The organism is Prochlorococcus marinus str. AS9601, from assembly GCF_000015645.1.
In the GTDB taxonomy this organism is placed as follows: Bacteria; Cyanobacteriota; Cyanobacteriia; order PCC-6307; family Cyanobiaceae; genus Prochlorococcus_A; species Prochlorococcus_A marinus_O.
Map to the genome: position 1 here is coordinate 1246445 of NC_008816.1, position 16121 is coordinate 1262565.

Sequence of the window (16121 nt, forward strand, 5' to 3'; positions counted from 1 at the left end):
ACCTTTTTTTTAATTAGTTCGCAAGTATTTCTATTGGAGAATGCAAGATAAAAGAGCTTGTTGAGCATGTAATCTATTTTCCGCTTGATCAAAAATTCTACTTTTGTGACTTTCAAATATTTCATCAGTTATCTCTTTGGATCTATAGGCAGGAAGGCAATGAAGAATAATTGCATCTTTATCGGCCTTACTAACTAAATCTCTGTCAATAGTAAAACCATTAAAAACTTTTTCTTTCTCATCTTTTTGATTTTCTTCACCCATAGATGACCAAACATCTGTATAAAGAACATTTGCTCCTAAAACAGCGGTGTTGGGTTCATTAGTGATTTTCAACAAATTCTTATTTTCATATATTTCATATGCTTTATCAATTAACAACGAGTTAGGTTCATAACCTTTAGGGCATGCAATCCTAACTTCTACTCCTAATAACGCGCCACATAAAATAAGAGAATTTGCGACGTTATTACCGTCTCCAATAAATGTCAAAACTACATCGTTAAAATCAAGAAATTCCTCTTTAATTGTCATAAAATCAGCTAGTGCCTGACATGGATGTTCTAAATCAGTAAGAGCATTAATAATTGGTTTAGAGGACCATTTTGCGTACTCTTCCAAATCAGTTTGTTTAAACGTTCTTATCGCAAGAACATCGCAGTATCTACTTAGCACTCTTGCTGTATCTCTGATTGGCTCTCCCCTCCCAATTTGTGAAGTAGTAGGATTTAGGTCAACTGTGGTGCCACCAAGTCTTGACATTGCCACTTGGAAGCTAACTCTGGTGCGAGTTGATGACTTATCAAAAATTAACCCTAAAACTTTTTCTTGGAGTTTTATACTTAGATCTTTATTTTTAAAATTTTTGGCTAACTCTAAAATATGAAGAAATTCTTCAAGTGAAGTATCCAAGCTTGATAAGAAATTTTTACTTGCAAGCTTGATCGGATTTAACATCTAACTTTATACTAAAACCCAAATTCTACTATGCTGGCATCTTACTCTCTGCCAAGAGGGTTTTAAGATCCTCACCCTCTATAACTTCTTCTTGGAGAATTTTTTGAGAAATCGATTCAAGAAGAGGTAAATTATTCCTCAAAATATTAAGTGCTGTTTCGTGTGCATCATCAACTAAATCTCTAACCTCTTTATCTATTGCTTGAGCAGTAGCATCACTAACAGATCTTCTTGGGTTGTTTCCATTTCCTAAAAACTGACCTCCACCTTGTTTGTCATAAGCAAGGGGACCAAGAATATCACTCATTCCGAATGTACCGACCATTTGTTCTGCTATATCAGTTGCTCTTTGAAGATCATTTGAAGCTCCAGTTGTTATTTTTCCAAATACGACTTCCTCAGCAGACCTACCGCCAAGAAGTGTGGCTATTTGACCTTTTAATTCTTCTTTAGAATTTAAAAATCTTTCTTCTGTAGGAAGTTGAAGAGTGTAACCCAAGGCACTCATTCCTCTAGGAACGATTGAGATTTTTGCAACTTTTGAACCTCCAGGCATAAGATGGCCAACTATTGCATGACCAACTTCATGGTAGGCAACGACTTTCTTTTCATCATCTTGCAAAACACGACTCTTCTTTTCCAAACCAGCAACAACTCTCTCAATAGCCTCACTTAAATCTTGTTGCTCTACACTTTTTCTTTTGGCTCTGGCTGCAAGTAAAGCAGCTTCATTAACCATGTTTGCTAAATCGGCACCTGCAAAACCGCTTGTTGCTTGTGCTATGGAATCTAAATCTATAGAGTCTGCTAATTTAACTTTTTTTGTGTAAATTTCTAGAATTGTTTTTCTTCCTGACAAATCAGGTCTATCGACTAAAACTTGCCTATCGAATCTTCCAGGCCTTAATAACGCGGCATCTAGGACTTCCGGTTGGTTAGTAGCAGCAAGAACTATAACAGGCTTATCAGCTGAAGCGAAACCATCCATTTCAGTTAGCAACTGATTTAGAGTTTGTTCTCTTTCGTCATTTCCGCCAACTACTCCCATAGACCCAGAACGACTTTTACCTATAGCATCTAATTCATCAATAAAAATAATGCAAGGAGCTTTTTTCTTTGCTTGTTCAAACAAATCCCTAACTCTTGCCGCACCTGCACCTACAAAAAGCTCAACAAATTCAGAACCTGAAATAATGAAGAAAGGGACTTCTGCCTCACCAGCTACAGCCTTTGAGAGAAGAGTTTTTCCTGTTCCTGGAGGTCCTACAAGGAGTACACCCTTAGGTATTCGCGCTCCAATATCAGTATATCTTTCAGGTTTTTTTAAAAAATCAACTATTTCTGTTAATTCATCCTTAGCTTCATCAACTCCAGCTACATCTGCAAATGTTACTTTTGATTCATCATCTGGCACATAAACTTTAGCTTTACTTTTAGTAAAACTTAGAGCTCCTTGAGCTCCACCACCACCCATACTTCTTCTAGCAAAGAATTGTAAGACAAGGATAAAAATCAAAGGAGGAACAACCCAACTTAAAATTGTTGAGAAGAAATTAGGTTTTTTAGGAGGCGCAGCAGCGAATTCAACCCCTTTACTCTCTAATCTTTGTGGAAGGTCCATATCAAATATTGGAGTAGTAGCCAATACTGAAGGAGCTCCTTCTTCAGCTCCATTTAATTCATATCTAATTTGTTCTTGTGTGATGTAAGCACGCTTAACTTCCCCATCATTAACCTGATCAATAAATAAAGAATAAGGAACCCTAGGAATTTGCATATTTTGACTAGGGAAGAGGCTACTAAATAGGAGTAATGCTCCAACCCCTATCAAAATGATATTTACAATTCCAAATCTTCTATTAGGTTGATTATCGTCTTGTCTTATTGGCATAATTGTGGTCAAATTTGAACTTATTATAAACTAAACGAAGGGGTTTCGTATCTGTATTGTTTTTTTTGGGTGAGAACCGTACGGTACTTTAACCCATATAAAATTTCTTAAAAATTAATTTTTCAATGAACCCTTAACGCATATATCATCACCAATCAAACTATGCTGAGATTCGCTTAATTTAATAATTTCATGCATTTCTCCAAACTCAAAATCCCCAAGGGGATTCATACTATTTTCTCCTCCTAAAATTTTTGGAGCAATAAAAGTTATAATTTCTTGAATACAATTAGATTTAATTGCGGCAGTAGCCAATCGAGGACCACATTCCCACAAAACTTTATTACATCCCCTTTTAGCAAGTATTTTTGAAATTAACTCTGGATTATCTGATGATACCTTTTCAATTTCAACAGATTTTGGAATCCTATTAAGGTAGCTTTCATTTGCAGTTGAAGAATCATAAATAACTAATGTTTTTGCTTTATTACAATCCCAAAGATTAGATTTTGTTGGCAGGTCTAAACTTTTTGTAAACACAACTCGCAAAGGCTCAGGATTTTTTAAACCTCTTGTAGTCAAAAGGGGATTATCTCTTCTTAATGTGTTTCCGCCAATGATTATTGCATCAAATTCTGATCTAAAAGAGTGTACTAATGCTCTTGATTCTTCATTAGTAATCCATTTACTTTTTCCATTTTTTAAAGCTATTCTCCCATCAATACTCATTGCCCATTTAAAAACTCCAAATGCCTTGTTAGTAATATTCCTATGAATGAAAGCGTTATTTAAATCTAAGGATTCCTTTTTACATAATCCTAAATGAACTTGTATTCCAGCTTCTTCTAACAGTTTAATACCTTTACCAGCGACTCTTGCATCAGGGTCTTCAATAGATATATAAGCCTTTTTTATCCCCGAGGATATCACTTTATCTACACATGGCGGTGTTCTACCTTGGTGACAGCAAGGTTCAAGATTTACATAAATTGATCCACCTTTGGGATCTTTTTTTAAATTATTAAAAGCCATCGCTTCAGCATGGGGCATGCCAGCCTTGTAATGAAATCCTTCTGCAATAAGCTTTCCATTCTTATCAATTATCACTGCTCCCACCCTAGGGTTAGGACTCGTTGTATTTTTTCCTAAAGAAGCCAAAAAGATTGCTCTTTTCATCCATTTTATATGGCTTACATTTTTTTCAGTCATCTCCAAAAGTCAAATTCAGTTTAATGATCTCCATTCTTTAACAACAAAAGGAGGAACAGGTAACTCAGAAAAAACTCCCGACAAAGATAATCTTAATGGTCTATTTTTATCTAAATTTTTAATCAATTCATCAAGATCGAATTCTGCTGCAGCTTGTCTTCGATCATTTGCCAATTCAACATTAAGTAATGTTTTATCATCTAAAAGCCACTGTTTTCTCCCTGATTCAACCCTCAAGTCAGTGGGATGATCAATCCTAAGGTTTCCTGGATATCCTATTACTCTCAAGATCAATTTATCTTCAAAAAGAGGTGATTTATAGGCAACTAATTGCCAAGTTTCAAAGTCCAAATCTCTTAAAAACTCACTGCTGGCATTCATAAATTCCCCATTTATTTCTGTTTCTGTAACTTCTGCGGATACTTTTAATGGGTTAAAAATAAAGGATAGTAGTAAAAGTAAAGGTAATATTTTTTTTAAAAAAATATTTTTATTTGATTTTGTAATTTTCTTCATTTTCAGAATCCATTAGGGCATCAAGAGTAACAGCTGTTCTTACAATAGCTTGATATCTTTTGATTATTTTACGATTTTTTTCTATAACTCGAGATAAATTCAAAGTGTCTTTTTCGGAATAGCTAGATGTTAAATCGCTAGAATCTTCTTCAATTAACTCTAATTCACTATCTTTGTTTATTAGAGTTAATAATAAATCATGTAATCTCTTTCTTCTTTCAGACAATTGATTTATTATGGAAGTTCGAATAATCATAAGATAATTTAATAAAACATTCAAATAAATAAGTTTCTTTTAATTAAATATTCATGACTGAAAAAAAAAGAAAAATTCATGTAGTAGGAATTAATTCTTATAAATTTGAGGATCTATCTTTCAAATTACAAAATCTATTTTTAGAAACAGAAAATATTGCAGTTCCAAATTCATATTTTGAAAAAATAAAATCATGGAGCGAAAATGGTTTAGAAAAAAATAAATTATTTTTTTCGAGCAACAGTAATCAGGAACTTGTTAACTGGCTTAGATCACAAAAAACTGATGTTATTTTAATTTCAAGAGGAGATCCTCTCTGGTTTGGAATTGGGAGAATACTACTAGAAAATTTTTCAAAAGATGAATTAAGTTTCTACCCTGCAAATACTTGCATTCAATTAGCATTTAGTAAGTTAAAGTTCCCATGGCAAGATACTGTTAATGTGAGTATTCACGGAAGAGATTCGACTAAGTTAATTGAAGCTCTTAAAGCAAGACCGTCAAATTTGGCTGTCATTACAGATTCAAATAACAAAAGTCTAGAAATAATCAAAAAAAATTTATCAGAACTTGATCTGATTGACATCTATGATTTTTGGCTCTGTGAAGAAATAGGCTTCGAAAATGAAAAAATCAGGAAATTAAATCTTAAAGAGTCATTGCCCTCAGATATATCAAATTTGAATATTGCTATTCTTTCAAAAAAAAAGGAAAATTATTCGAACAACAATCTTCCTCTATTCGGAATCAATGACAATGTTTTTAAGACTTTTGATGATAGACCAAATTTATTAACTAAGAGAGAAGTTCGCATTCAAATATTAGCTGCTTTAGAGCTCCCAAGAAATGGTGTCATTTGGGATATAGGAGCAGGTTGTGGATCAATTGGTTTAGAGGCATTAAAGCTAAGGCCTAATTTGGATTTGTTTTGTTTCGATAAAAGGATTGGCTCAAAAGAATTAATACTAGAAAACTCAAAAAGGCTTGACGTCAACCCAAAATTTATTTTTGAGGAAGACATAAATCACACCTTGAATGCGAGAAATTTAAGTTCTTTTGAAAACCCTAATAGATTAATAATTGGAGGATGTGATAAAAAAACTAAACTCCAGATTATTAATAAAATTGCACAAGATATGGATATTGGAGACATTATCGTTATCCCAATAATAAATATTCAAACTATTAAAGAATTGAAAGAGGAATTAGAAGATAAAAATTTCAAAACAAATTTAAATTTAATTCAGACCTATAAAAGCTTAAGTATTGCGGAGGGAATGAGACTAGAACCAAATAATCCTGTTTTTCTATTAACAGGGAAAAAATAAATTCAAATAATTGTTATTTTTCAGGTTTAGCCACATGGGGTAAACCCCAACCAAGTTTATTTCTTAAAACTTGGAAAAATTCGTGATCTTCAAGTCTAATAAATTTTACTGAGTGTTTACTTTTTCTTATTAAAACCCTATCTTCAGGCCAAACATAACAACCAGCATTGCCATCAACAACCATTACTAATCTTTCAGGAGTTGCAGGAAAAACAGTTACTGGCTCTGAATCATTAAAAACCAATGCCCTAGATGCCAATGAATGTGGAGCAATTGGAGTTAATTGCACGACTGGACAATCAGGTGTGATAACTGGTCCTCCAGCACTTAGAGAATAGGCGGTAGAACCAGTTGGAGTAGATAAAATTACTCCATCAGCTGAAATATCCACAGGAGCATGTCGACCTATAGAAATTTCAAAGTGACACATACTTGTTAGAGGTTCTCTATGAAGAGCCATCTCATTAAGGCAAAGAGACTCCCATCTCCTCTGATCATTCCTCATTACGCTAATGATAAAGCAAGTTCTTTCTTCAATATCCCAATTTCCAGCAATTATTTTATCTATAGCCTCATCTAGGTTAGATAAGTAAGCTTCCGCAAGAAATCCTAAATGACCAGTATTTATTGTAAGAATTGGAACTTTAGCAGGTGCCGTTTGCCTTGCAGCAGAAAGTACAGTCCCATCTCCGCCAAGAACAATTGCGAATTCCATTGATGAGTCAAACCCCTCAGGGACACAATTCGTATATCCCAAGGGACGTACATGTTGATCAGGATTTGCGAAACCAACCATCCCTCCGGAGCTACTAACTCTTACAACTTCAAAATTAGATTTTTCCAATTTTTTTTGAACAGAAGTTGCAGTTTGAACAGCTAGTTCCTTTCCATCATTAACGATTAGTCCTGCTTTACGTACCAATCAAAAAATTAAAACTAGGACTATCTTAAACTAATTTGTTGGACAATCCTAATTTAAAAATTAAATACTATTAGAACTGTTCTAAGAATCTAATATCATTTGTATAAAATTTTCGGATGTCATCGATCTGATGTCTAACCATACAAAATCTCTCAACTCCTAATCCTGCTGCAAAACCAGTCCATTTCTCAGAATCAATTCCTAATTTTTCTAAGACCTTTGGATCAACCATTCCGCAACCCATTACTTCTAACCATTTACCTTTCCACTGGACGTCTACTTCTGCTGAAGGTTCAGTAAATGGGAAATAACTAGCTCTAAATCTTACAGGAATATCTCCAAAAAAGGCTTTTAAAAATGTAAGAACTGTTCCTCTTAAATGACTAAAATTAATGTCTTGATCGATACATAAAACCTCAACCTGATTAAATACAGGGGAATGAGTAGCATCTACTGCATCTCTCCTATATACTCTCCCGGGAGCAATTATTCTTACTGGAGGAGGATTATTCTCTAAGTACCTTATCTGAACAGGTGAAGTATGGGTCCTCAAAAGTTGATTTTCATCTAAGTAGAAAGTATCCTGCATATCTCTTGCTGGGTGATTCTTGGGTATGTTGAGAGACTCAAAATTATAAAAATCAGTTTCTATTTCAGGACCACTTTCTACTGAGTATCCTAAACCACAAAAAATATCTATTATTTCATCTTGAGTTGATATTAAAGGATGTTTTTTTCCTGGTGGTGTTCCAATTGCAGGAATAGTTACATCAATTTTTTCTGTTTTAATCTTTTTATCTAAAGCTTCACTATTTAGTTGGTTTTTCTTTTCAGTTATTAATTCTTGCAAATTTATCTTTATTAAGTTTGCCTTCTGGCCAACAATTGGCCTATCAGTAGCAGATAATTGCCCCATTGTTTTCAAGATAACTGACAAATCACCTTTTTTTCCTAGCAAAGAAACTTTTAATTGATCTAGCTCTTCATGGGTATTAAGATTATCTATATTTTTTTTTGCTGCAAGAGAAAGATTATTTAGTTTTCCCTCAATTTGACTTAATGATTCAATTTGACTCACTGATATAGTAAAAATAAGTATCACTTTATCTTACTTAAATATTGTCCATAAATAAAATGCATTGATTAATGAAACCGTTAAATATATTAATTAGCAATGATGATGGTGTTTTTGCTGCAGGGATAAGAGCATTAGCAAAATCAGCTCAAAAAAGAGGACATAAAGTAAAAGTAGTATGTCCTGACCAAGAAAGATCAGCTACTGGTCATGGTCTAACTTTACAATCTCCTTTAAGAGTGGAAAAAGCTGACGAATTGTTTGGGGAAGGAATTGAAGCTTGGGGATGTTCTGGCACGCCTGCTGATTGCGTTAAATTAGCACTATCTGAACTATTGGATAATAAACCTGATCTAATTCTATCTGGAATAAATCACGGTCCAAATTTAGGGACAGATATATTTTGTTCTGGGACAGTAGCTGCAGCCATGGAGGGCACTTTAGAAAATGTTCCTTCAATGGCAATAAGTGTTGCTAGTTTTAAATGGAAGAATTTTGAAGCTGCTGGAGAAATTGCTATGAATATTGCCGAACAAGCAATTAACGATAGTTGGCCTGCTTCACTTCTATTAAACTTGAATATACCACCTTGCGACAAAAGCAAAATAAAAGAATTATCTTGGACAAGATTATCAGTAAGAAAATATAAAAATCAATTTTCCAAAAGGGAGGATCCAAGGGGTGACGATTATTATTGGTTAGCAGGTGAGGTAGTTTTAGATCTTAAATCAAAAGGTTATGGCCCAAAGAACTGGCCCAGTGACGTATCTCAAATACAAGACAATAAAATATCTCTAACACCTGTGGAACCAGATTTATTTTGGAGAGGTGATTTAGAAAACTTACCTAAAATTAATAATTCATTTATAAATCCTTCTTAAAAGCCATAAAGAAAAGCAAAGCCCAAAAAAATGAGCAGCAATAACTTGTGTGTTACTGAGAACTGATAATATTTCAAGTCCAGTAATTGGAATATCAGATGTCGCAGTTATCAATTGACCAGTTGTTTGAGAGGATGCCTGTATAAATAGAGCCCCCATAAGTGCTTGATATCCAATTAATCCAAACAAAATACCTAATAAATCAACTATAAGTCCTCTTTTTATTAATTTACTTGTTTGTCCTCTTGAAGGTCTAGCGTTGCTTGCGATTGCTCTACCTGTTCTAACTATTAACCAACCTTGCCAAAGACTAAAAAGTAGTAAGATCAAAGATATTGTCGTAAGTGATAGACCAGGCGCTAAGCCAAGCTGTCCTTCGCTATTATTTACAACATTTGAAAAAAGCAAAACAGCTGCAACAACAACACCTAAAATGGATTGAACCCAAAAGCGTATCCACCCAATGCGCCGCATTCCAAATGAAAGGGACTGAAAATCAATTTTGTCAGACATTCATTTGATTGAATAAATTATAATCTATTCAAATTTGCCATCAAAATCATAAAATTGCACGTAATCTTTTGATCTCTTTAATATCGCCATCTGAAGTTAAAAGTCCTACCTCAATAGCTATTGGAAGTTTTGATGGCCTTCATGCTGGCCACAGACAATTAATAAAAAGTGTAGTTGAAGAGAATCAATATACCCCAACAATTGCAAGCTTCTGGCCTCATCCCCGAGAAGTTCTTTACAAAGAGATGCGTCTTAGGCTTGATCTCCCTAATGAAAAACTATCTATTCTTGAAGATCTGGGAATTGAACAATTAGTTCTGATTCCTTTTGATATAGAACTATCCAAATTAAGTGCAGAAAGATTCGTAAGAGATATTTTGATAAATCAATTACAAGCAAAAAACATTTCTGTAGGTGCTAATTTTAAATTTGGTTTCAGAAGAAGTGGAGATATAAATACAATAAAAAATATGATTAAGGATACGGATATTAAACTAAAAATTATTCCAATTTTAGAAGACAAGGACGGTAGAATTAGCAGCAGCAGAATAAGAAATCTATTAGAGAAAAGTGATCTGAACAACGCTTTCAAAATTCTTAATAGGCCTTATAGTTTTAATGGAAAGGTAGTTAAAGGTAAAGGAATTGGAAAAAGTATAGGATGGCCTACCGCAAATCTTGAAATAGATGGCAGAAAATTTTTACCTGGAGAAGGAGTTTACGCATCTTGGACAACCATAGAAAATTCCAACAAAAAAATTGAATCTGTTATGAATCTTGGCTCTCAACCAACAATTAATCCTTTATTGCCATCTGCAGTTGAAGTTCATTTAATAAATAAAGATATCGATCTATATGGTTTAAATCTATCTGTTGAACCAGTTGAAAAACTTAGATCACAAATCAAGTTCAAAAATATAGATCAACTTTCTAATCAAATTAAAATAGATAGAGATAATGCTCTGAAAATTTTTAAAAACTACAAAAAATAAATTACAAATGCTGAATTCCAATACTAAAGACCATGAAGATTTAAGAATTTATCAGATTATTGACGCTAATCTAGATAGAGCAAGAGAAGGACTAAGAGTATTAGAGGATTGGGCTAGATTTGGTCTAGGCAAAGAAAAATATGTTGAAAAAATTAAAAATTTTAGACAAATTTTAGGAAAAAATCATTTAGAAGTTTATAAACAATCTAGAAATCAGATCGAAGACAATTGTAAAGGATTGACTCATCAAGAGCAATTAAACAGAAAAACTTCTGAGCAAATTATAAGTTCTAATTCAGCAAGAGTTCAAGAAGCATTACGAGTCATAGAGGAATTCTCAAGGCTGCACAATAATGAGCTTTCAAAAATCGCTTCTGAAATTAGATATGAAATTTATACTGTTGAAATTGACCTATTAAGTTTTAGCAAGTTTAAGAAGTCGGAGAAAATATTAAAAGAAAATGACTTATATGTAATCACAGATCAAAAGGACAATTTATTAGAAATAATTGAAGAGATTTTAATTGCGGGAGTAAAAATTATTCAGCATAGATTTAAAACGGGAACTGATCAAGATCATCTTCAAGAAGCAATTGAGATTAAAAATCTATGTAAAAGATATAATTCTTTGTTCATAGTTAACGATAGACTTGATATAGCTCTAGCATCTAACGCGGATGGGATTCATCTTGGACAAGACGATTTAGACTTAAAAACCACAAGAAAGCTATTTGGATATTCAAAAATAATCGGTATAAGTGCAAATAATGCAATTGATATTTCAAATGCTCTTGACGAGGGTTGTGACTACATAGGGATAGGGCCAGTATTTGAAACTACGACAAAAAAGAATAAAAAACCTTTAGGTATTGAAAATATCAAAACATTAACAAAGGATTTAAATATTCCTTGGTTTGCTATCGGAGGAATCAAGTCAAATAACATTTCATATTTAAAAAGAAATGGGTTTAAAAAAGTTGCCTTAGTTTCGGAATTAATGAATTCTGAAGATCCTAAAGAAGACGCTATGATGATTTTAAAAGAATTGTCTCATGAAAATTAGGGTAAATGGAGAAGAAAAAAAAATAGAACTTGATCAAGAAAATGCTCTACTATCTAAAGCTCTTCACCATATGGGATATAAACCAAACACAATTGTAGTGGAGTTAAATAATTTAATTATAAATTCAATGAAATGGGAAAAAGTGAAGCTTAAAGATGGTGATAATTTAGAAATTGTTTCAATAGTTGGTGGCGGATAAAAGAAAAATATTTGATTTATTAAAAATCTTCATATTTTTTTAAGTTTAGGCTTGAAACAATAACCAAATTTCTCCTATTTTCGTTTTATATTTTAAGTGCTTGATTTTAACAATGAAAGAAAAAATTGATAACAACTCAAGGTCTCTAAAATGGGAGCAAAATGGGGAGTTAGCACATAAAGATCTCTCTGAACTAATTGAAAGATTAAAAAATGTAGAAAGTGAACATACCTCCTCTGAGCTGTCCAGATTAGGTACAAAATCAAACATAAAAGATTAAATTTGTTACTTAGATCTTGTTTTTATAAAAATCTGTACCAAATTAAAAATACTGAATAAAAAAATAAATGCCGAAAAGATTTCCAGAATGGGTAAATACAGAAGTCGTAATAAAAGCAATCAAAATGAGAGAAGAAGGAATGCTATCAAAACAACTAAATTTATGGATAGAAAACCTATTAGAAATTGAAAAAAAGTGATTATTTAAGAAATACTTTTAATAATTCTGAGAGCCGCCATTGCTGCTCCGTAACCATTATCTATATTCATAACTGCAATGCCTGGAGAACAGCTTGATAACATACTATTTAAAGCGGTTTCTCCATCCTTGCTAACGCCATATCCTACTGAGACAGGTACTGCAATTATCGGTTGAGCCAACAATCCGCCCACAACTGTAGCCAAAGCTCCTTCCATTCCAGCACAAACTATTAATACATCATATTTATTAATTTCTTCTAACTGACTCATCAATCGATGAAGTCCCGCTACTCCAACATCTATAAAAGATTGACAATTCACGCCATAAATTTCAAGCGCTAATTGTGCTTCAAGTGTTATGGCCAAATCGCTAGAGCCGCCTGAAATTATAGCAACTTTTTTATTGGTGATTATTTTATTAAAATTTTTCCCAATTGTTAGGCAATTTGCTTTTTCATAGAATCGTGCATCATCATATAAATCTAAAAGATAATTAGCCTTTTCACTATTAATCCTAGTAATGAAAACAACCTCATTTTTACTTAATACATTTCCACATAATCTTTCTAATTGATCGATGCTCTTATCTTGCCCCCAAATAGCCTCAATGAGTCCAAGCCTATCTCTTCTTTGAAAATCAAACTTGATATCAAAATTCATCTTTGTTTATCCAATTCTCCCTCATAAATCAATTCAAAAGGATTATCCCCTACATTTAGAGCAGCTTTAACATTATCTTCAAATTTTTGTTGAACTAAATTTACTTCTGACATTGGTATGCTTTTCCATAACTTCTTACTTTTCCAATTTACTAATATTAAAGCTTCTTCTTTTTCCTTATCCCAAAATAACTGTCTACCCAAAAAACCATCTTGAGAAGATAACCATGGCTCCCATATTTCTTTCTCCGCATTTAGCCAAGCTCCTTTTGCATCAGCAGGTACTTTAAGTCTTAATTCCTCTATGACCATTTCACTTTGAAAATTATCCATTGTAAGAGCTTTTAAATTGGGAAATTCAGATTGAAAAATTAAAACTACTGAACAAATTAATAATAAACAAAATCTTTGAAAATTTTTTTTCAAATTTAAATTAAAACTCATTTTTCTCAAGAAGAACTACTGAATGGCAACTTATACCCTCTTCTCTACCTTCTGGACCCAATTTTTCATTAGTGGTTGCTTTAATGCCAATTAAATTTTCATCAATATTTAAAATTTCAGAAATGTTTTTTTTCATTAGTTTTACATGTGGCATGATTTTTGGCCTTTCAGCAACTAGAACACTATCAATATTATTTATTTCCCAACCATCTTGTCTTATCAAGTCAATTACTTTTGACAACAAAAACAAGCTATCAGCATTTTTCCATTTTTCATCAGATGGGGGGAAATACTTTCCTATGTCGCCCAACGAAAGCGCTCCTAATAATGCATCCATTATTGAGTGACTTAAAACATCAGCATCACTATGACCATCCAATCCTAAATTTTCAGGATGATTCAATTTTACACCTCCAATAATTAAATCTCTATCCTCTACTAGTCTGTGAATATCGTATCCATTACCTATTCTAAATTTCATGAATTGATTATTTTCTTTTATTATTCTCTTACTTTGTGGGGATTTTTTGTAGTTTTCATTTGAAATTAAGTCACTTCTTCTCTCCAATGTTCTTTCGAAACTTTTTTTTCTTCTCCACGATTTAATCTCTTCATGATTACCGCTCACTAAAATATCTGGCACTTTCATATCTTTAAAAGTTAAAGGCCTTGTGTATTGAGGATATTCTAATAAAGGAGAATTATGACTCTCATCGATTAAGGAGTCTGGATCACCAAGAGTCCCTGGTAATAACCTAGTCAAACCATTAATTATTGATATAGCGGGTATTTCTCCTCCAGAAAGGACATAATCTCCTAACGATATCTCTTCATCAGCTAAACATCTAATCCTTTCATCAAAACCTTCATATTGACCACAAATAATTATTATTTGATCCAAAGTGGACCATCTCGCAAGATCCTTCTGCTTTAAAATTTTACCCTGAGGGGTCATCAACAAAGTTTTACTTTTAGATGATTTTCTAATTGATTCATATGCCTTATAAATAGGTTCAGGTTTTAATACCATACCTGCTCCTCCTCCATAAGGCTTATCGTCTACTTGTCTGTAAGAACCTTCTCCATATTCTCTTAAATCATGTAAATTTACATCGATTAACTTCTTATCTAGAGCTCTTGTTATGACCCCTAAATTATTTATTAATTCAAAAGCTTTAGGGAACAATGTAATTACATCAAAATTAAAACCACTCATCTAGAATTCTTCCTCATAACCAAACTCAATTAACCTTGATTCTTTTTTTCTCCAATTAGGAACAACTTTCACAAACAACTCTAGGTGAACTGGACCATCAATTAATTTTGACATATTTGATCTTGCTGACTGACCAATCATTTTTAACATTGAACCTTTCTTTCCGATAAGAATGCCTTTTTGAGTGGACCTTTCAACAATAATAGTAGCCAAAATGGCTGTAAAAACTTTGCCATTTTTTCTTTTCATTTCCTCTCTCTTTTCTATCTTTACTGCGACACTATGAGGTACTTCTTCTCTTGTATTTTTTAATACCTGTTCTCTTACTAAATCAGATAATAAGTTATCTAACGGTTGGTCGCAAATCGTCTCTTCGCCATAAAGTTTTGGTCCTTCAGGAAGAAAATTAAGAGCCATATCTATTAGTTCAGAACATCCTTCTCCTTGAGAAGCACTTACAACTTGAAAGTTTCTATAAATTCCAAAAAATCTTCTATATTGATCTAATCGTAAATTCCTAAATTCTTTATTAACCAAATCCCACTTATTTAATGCAACAATAAACTCAGTTTTATTTGCGATTAAAAAGTTCAAAATATATTCATCACCTCTTCCAGGTTCTTCACTTGAATCAATTACAAAAATTACCATATCAACTCCATTAATTGCCGATTTTGCGTTTTTTACTAATATCTCTCCAAGTCGATGATGAGGTTTATGCACACCAGGAGTATCGACAAAAATTATTTGCCCATCTTTTGTAGTAAGTATTCCTTTTAATTTATTTCTTGTAGTTTGCGCTATTGGAGAAGTAATTGTTATTTTTTCGCCAATCAATTTATTTATTAAAGTAGATTTACCCACATTTGGCCTTCCTAGTAAAGTTACAAACCCAGATCTATAATTGGTCAAAGACTTTTAATGCATCAATAATAAAATTCTGATCAAAAATGAAAAAAAAAACCATAAATTTAAAAGAAGCTTCGTTCACGCAAGCAATAAACATATCCGCACAATGGTGCAAAGAGTGGGGTGAAGATTTACTCAGCGAAGAGGTTTTAGCAGATAGAATCGCGGAACTAACTAAAACAAGAAATGGACTCAGAGGATTTTTTGCATACGCTTTATCTGATAAAGATTGTTTTTTATTAGATAAACTTCCTTTTTCACTAATTTACAAACTGAACGAAGGTGGTGATGCTGTAACAGACATAGTAGTAAAAAATTTAATAATGAGTTCTGCTCAAATTATTATTCATCGAAGAGATAATAATCATGAATATGAGATAACATCAGAAAACATTTCAGATAGATGTAAGGCTATTTTAAGACTGTTAGAATCTAAGTCAGTTGCAAAGTCTGTCAATCAAGTCCTTAGAGACTTAGATGATATGGGCAATAGTTTTGATAAATCAGTAAAGTATGATAAAGAGCAAAAGGAATTTATAAAAAAACAAATTCTTGATATCGCCCAATAAAAAAGCGTAGAAACAAATCTACGCTTTTAGTTTAGTTATTTA

Annotated in this window: 20 protein-coding genes; 8 read left to right on the forward strand and 12 right to left on the reverse strand. The window is 32.7% G+C overall.

Annotation, left to right across the window (positions count from 1 at the left end; genetic code table 11):
- Positions 1 to 30: 30 nt before the first annotated feature.
- The 5 genes from argF to A9601_RS16045 all read right to left on the reverse strand — a co-directional run bounded on the left by argF (position 31) and on the right by A9601_RS16045 (position 4799).
- Positions 31 to 957 carry an ornithine carbamoyltransferase gene (gene argF, locus A9601_RS16025; protein ID WP_011818882.1) on the reverse strand — a complete coding sequence of 309 codons (927 nt, stop codon included), beginning with the start codon at positions 955 to 957 and terminating at the stop codon, positions 31 to 33.
- Positions 958 to 985: 28 nt separating this feature from the next.
- Positions 986 to 2848, reverse strand: coding sequence for an ATP-dependent zinc metalloprotease FtsH (gene ftsH / locus A9601_RS16030; RefSeq protein WP_011818883.1), 1863 nt, complete (start codon positions 2846 to 2848; stop codon positions 986 to 988).
- Positions 2849 to 2962: 114 nt separating this feature from the next.
- A complete protein-coding gene (ribD, locus tag A9601_RS16035; RefSeq protein WP_011818884.1) occupies positions 2963 to 4057 on the reverse strand; it encodes a bifunctional diaminohydroxyphosphoribosylaminopyrimidine deaminase/5-amino-6-(5-phosphoribosylamino)uracil reductase RibD in 1095 nt (364 codons plus the stop codon).
- Positions 4058 to 4072: 15 nt separating this feature from the next.
- Positions 4073 to 4573, reverse strand: a complete 501-nt coding sequence (locus tag A9601_RS16040; RefSeq protein WP_011818885.1) for a DUF3122 domain-containing protein — start codon at positions 4571 to 4573, stop codon at positions 4073 to 4075.
- On the reverse strand, positions 4548 to 4799 hold the full coding sequence (locus A9601_RS16045; protein WP_041484627.1) for a hypothetical protein: 252 nt from the start codon (positions 4797 to 4799) through the stop codon (positions 4548 to 4550). Before A9601_RS16045 ends, A9601_RS16040 begins: the two co-directional genes overlap by 26 nt.
- A gap of 83 nt (positions 4800 to 4882) precedes the next feature.
- On the opposite strand from A9601_RS16045, the gene A9601_RS16050 reads away from it, so the two are divergent.
- Positions 4883 to 6157 carry a bifunctional cobalt-precorrin-7 (C(5))-methyltransferase/cobalt-precorrin-6B (C(15))-methyltransferase gene (locus tag A9601_RS16050; protein ID WP_011818887.1) on the forward strand — a complete coding sequence of 425 codons (1275 nt, stop codon included), beginning with the start codon at positions 4883 to 4885 and terminating at the stop codon, positions 6155 to 6157.
- Positions 6158 to 6170: 13 nt separating this feature from the next.
- Here the strand turns inward: A9601_RS16050 and A9601_RS16055 are convergent, their stop codons facing one another.
- Both A9601_RS16055 and pheS read right to left on the reverse strand, forming a co-directional pair.
- Positions 6171 to 7079, reverse strand: coding sequence for an NAD(+) kinase (locus A9601_RS16055; RefSeq protein WP_011818888.1), 909 nt, complete (start codon positions 7077 to 7079; stop codon positions 6171 to 6173).
- A 70-nt stretch (positions 7080 to 7149) separates the two neighbouring features.
- The gene (gene pheS / locus A9601_RS16060; RefSeq protein ID WP_041484562.1) at positions 7150 to 8157 is read right to left on the reverse strand and encodes a phenylalanine--tRNA ligase subunit alpha; all 1008 of its coding nucleotides are present in this window, start codon (positions 8155 to 8157) and stop codon (positions 7150 to 7152) included.
- A gap of 68 nt (positions 8158 to 8225) precedes the next feature.
- Between pheS and surE the strand changes: the two genes are divergently transcribed.
- Positions 8226 to 9035: a 5'/3'-nucleotidase SurE gene (gene surE, locus A9601_RS16065; protein ID WP_011818890.1), complete on the forward strand. Its 810-nt coding sequence runs from the start codon at positions 8226 to 8228 to the stop codon at positions 9033 to 9035.
- Here the strand turns inward: surE and A9601_RS16070 are convergent.
- Complete coding sequence (locus A9601_RS16070) at positions 9015 to 9548, reverse strand: DUF3611 family protein (RefSeq protein ID WP_011818891.1); 534 nt, start codon at positions 9546 to 9548, stop codon at positions 9015 to 9017. The two genes, surE and A9601_RS16070, sit on opposite strands and share 21 nt — an antisense overlap.
- A 68-nt stretch (positions 9549 to 9616) precedes the next feature.
- On the opposite strand from A9601_RS16070, the gene A9601_RS16075 reads away from it, so the two are divergent.
- From A9601_RS16075 to A9601_RS18955, 5 genes are all read left to right on the forward strand, one after another.
- The gene (locus A9601_RS16075) at positions 9617 to 10540 is read left to right on the forward strand and encodes a bifunctional riboflavin kinase/FAD synthetase (RefSeq protein WP_011818892.1); all 924 of its coding nucleotides are present in this window, start codon (positions 9617 to 9619) and stop codon (positions 10538 to 10540) included.
- A 7-nt stretch (positions 10541 to 10547) separates the two neighbouring features.
- The gene (locus tag A9601_RS16080) at positions 10548 to 11603 is read left to right on the forward strand and encodes a thiamine phosphate synthase (protein WP_011818893.1); all 1056 of its coding nucleotides are present in this window, start codon (positions 10548 to 10550) and stop codon (positions 11601 to 11603) included.
- On the forward strand, positions 11593 to 11802 hold the full coding sequence (gene thiS, locus A9601_RS16085; protein ID WP_011818894.1) for a sulfur carrier protein ThiS: 210 nt from the start codon (positions 11593 to 11595) through the stop codon (positions 11800 to 11802). Before A9601_RS16080 ends, thiS begins: the two co-directional genes overlap by 11 nt.
- A gap of 112 nt (positions 11803 to 11914) precedes the next feature.
- Positions 11915 to 12082, forward strand: coding sequence for a hypothetical protein (locus A9601_RS18745; RefSeq protein WP_011818895.1), 168 nt, complete (start codon positions 11915 to 11917; stop codon positions 12080 to 12082).
- A 67-nt stretch (positions 12083 to 12149) separates the two neighbouring features.
- Positions 12150 to 12281 carry a hypothetical protein gene (locus A9601_RS18955; RefSeq protein WP_011376917.1) on the forward strand — a complete coding sequence of 44 codons (132 nt, stop codon included), beginning with the start codon at positions 12150 to 12152 and terminating at the stop codon, positions 12279 to 12281.
- A gap of 4 nt (positions 12282 to 12285) precedes the next feature.
- On the opposite strand, the gene larB is transcribed toward A9601_RS18955, so the two are convergent.
- Genes larB through era form a run of 4 tightly spaced genes read right to left on the reverse strand, consistent with a single transcriptional unit; the run spans position 12286 to position 15513 of the window.
- Positions 12286 to 12942: a nickel pincer cofactor biosynthesis protein LarB gene (gene larB, locus A9601_RS16090; RefSeq protein ID WP_011818896.1), complete on the reverse strand. Its 657-nt coding sequence runs from the start codon at positions 12940 to 12942 to the stop codon at positions 12286 to 12288.
- On the reverse strand, positions 12939 to 13385 hold the full coding sequence (locus tag A9601_RS16095; RefSeq protein ID WP_011818897.1) for a TIGR03792 family protein: 447 nt from the start codon (positions 13383 to 13385) through the stop codon (positions 12939 to 12941). Before A9601_RS16095 ends, larB begins: the two co-directional genes overlap by 4 nt.
- On the reverse strand, positions 13375 to 14601 hold the full coding sequence (gene trmD, locus A9601_RS18370) for a tRNA (guanosine(37)-N1)-methyltransferase TrmD (protein WP_011818898.1): 1227 nt from the start codon (positions 14599 to 14601) through the stop codon (positions 13375 to 13377). The genes A9601_RS16095 and trmD overlap by 11 nt, the downstream gene beginning before the upstream one ends.
- A complete protein-coding gene (era, locus tag A9601_RS16110; protein WP_011818899.1) occupies positions 14602 to 15513 on the reverse strand; it encodes a GTPase Era in 912 nt (303 codons plus the stop codon).
- A 38-nt stretch (positions 15514 to 15551) separates the two neighbouring features.
- Here era and A9601_RS16115 point away from each other — a divergent pair, with 38 nt between their 5' ends.
- On the forward strand, positions 15552 to 16079 hold the full coding sequence (locus A9601_RS16115) for a hypothetical protein (protein WP_011818900.1): 528 nt from the start codon (positions 15552 to 15554) through the stop codon (positions 16077 to 16079).
- Positions 16080 to 16121 lie beyond the last annotated feature (42 nt).

What these genes read in the sequence shown, in the direction of transcription:
- trmD (WP_011818898.1), bottom strand. Translation starts at nt 14,601, where the DNA reads ATGAGTGGTTTTAATTTTGATGTAATTACATTGTTCCCTAAAGCTTTT.
- surE (WP_011818890.1), top strand. Translation starts at nt 8,226, where the DNA reads ATGAAACCGTTAAATATATTAATTAGCAATGATGATGGTGTTTTTGCT.
- thiS (WP_011818894.1), top strand. Translation starts at nt 11,593, where the DNA reads ATGAAAATTAGGGTAAATGGAGAAGAAAAAAAAATAGAACTTGATCAA.
- ribD (WP_011818884.1), bottom strand. Translation starts at nt 4,057, where the DNA reads ATGACTGAAAAAAATGTAAGCCATATAAAATGGATGAAAAGAGCAATC.
- A9601_RS16050 (WP_011818887.1), top strand. Translation starts at nt 4,883, where the DNA reads ATGACTGAAAAAAAAAGAAAAATTCATGTAGTAGGAATTAATTCTTAT.
- argF (WP_011818882.1), bottom strand. Translation starts at nt 957, where the DNA reads ATGTTAAATCCGATCAAGCTTGCAAGTAAAAATTTCTTATCAAGCTTG.
- A9601_RS16115 (WP_011818900.1), top strand. Translation starts at nt 15,552, where the DNA reads ATGAAAAAAAAAACCATAAATTTAAAAGAAGCTTCGTTCACGCAAGCA.
- A9601_RS16095 (WP_011818897.1), bottom strand. Translation starts at nt 13,385, where the DNA reads ATGAGTTTTAATTTAAATTTGAAAAAAAATTTTCAAAGATTTTGTTTA.
- A9601_RS18955 (WP_011376917.1), top strand. Translation starts at nt 12,150, where the DNA reads ATGCCGAAAAGATTTCCAGAATGGGTAAATACAGAAGTCGTAATAAAA.
- A9601_RS16070 (WP_011818891.1), bottom strand. Translation starts at nt 9,548, where the DNA reads ATGTCTGACAAAATTGATTTTCAGTCCCTTTCATTTGGAATGCGGCGC.
- ftsH (WP_011818883.1), bottom strand. Translation starts at nt 2,848, where the DNA reads ATGCCAATAAGACAAGACGATAATCAACCTAATAGAAGATTTGGAATT.
- larB (WP_011818896.1), bottom strand. Translation starts at nt 12,942, where the DNA reads ATGAATTTTGATATCAAGTTTGATTTTCAAAGAAGAGATAGGCTTGGA.
- A9601_RS16040 (WP_011818885.1), bottom strand. Translation starts at nt 4,573, where the DNA reads ATGAAGAAAATTACAAAATCAAATAAAAATATTTTTTTAAAAAAAATA.
- A9601_RS18745 (WP_011818895.1), top strand. Translation starts at nt 11,915, where the DNA reads ATGAAAGAAAAAATTGATAACAACTCAAGGTCTCTAAAATGGGAGCAA.
- A9601_RS16080 (WP_011818893.1), top strand. Translation starts at nt 10,548, where the DNA reads ATGCTGAATTCCAATACTAAAGACCATGAAGATTTAAGAATTTATCAG.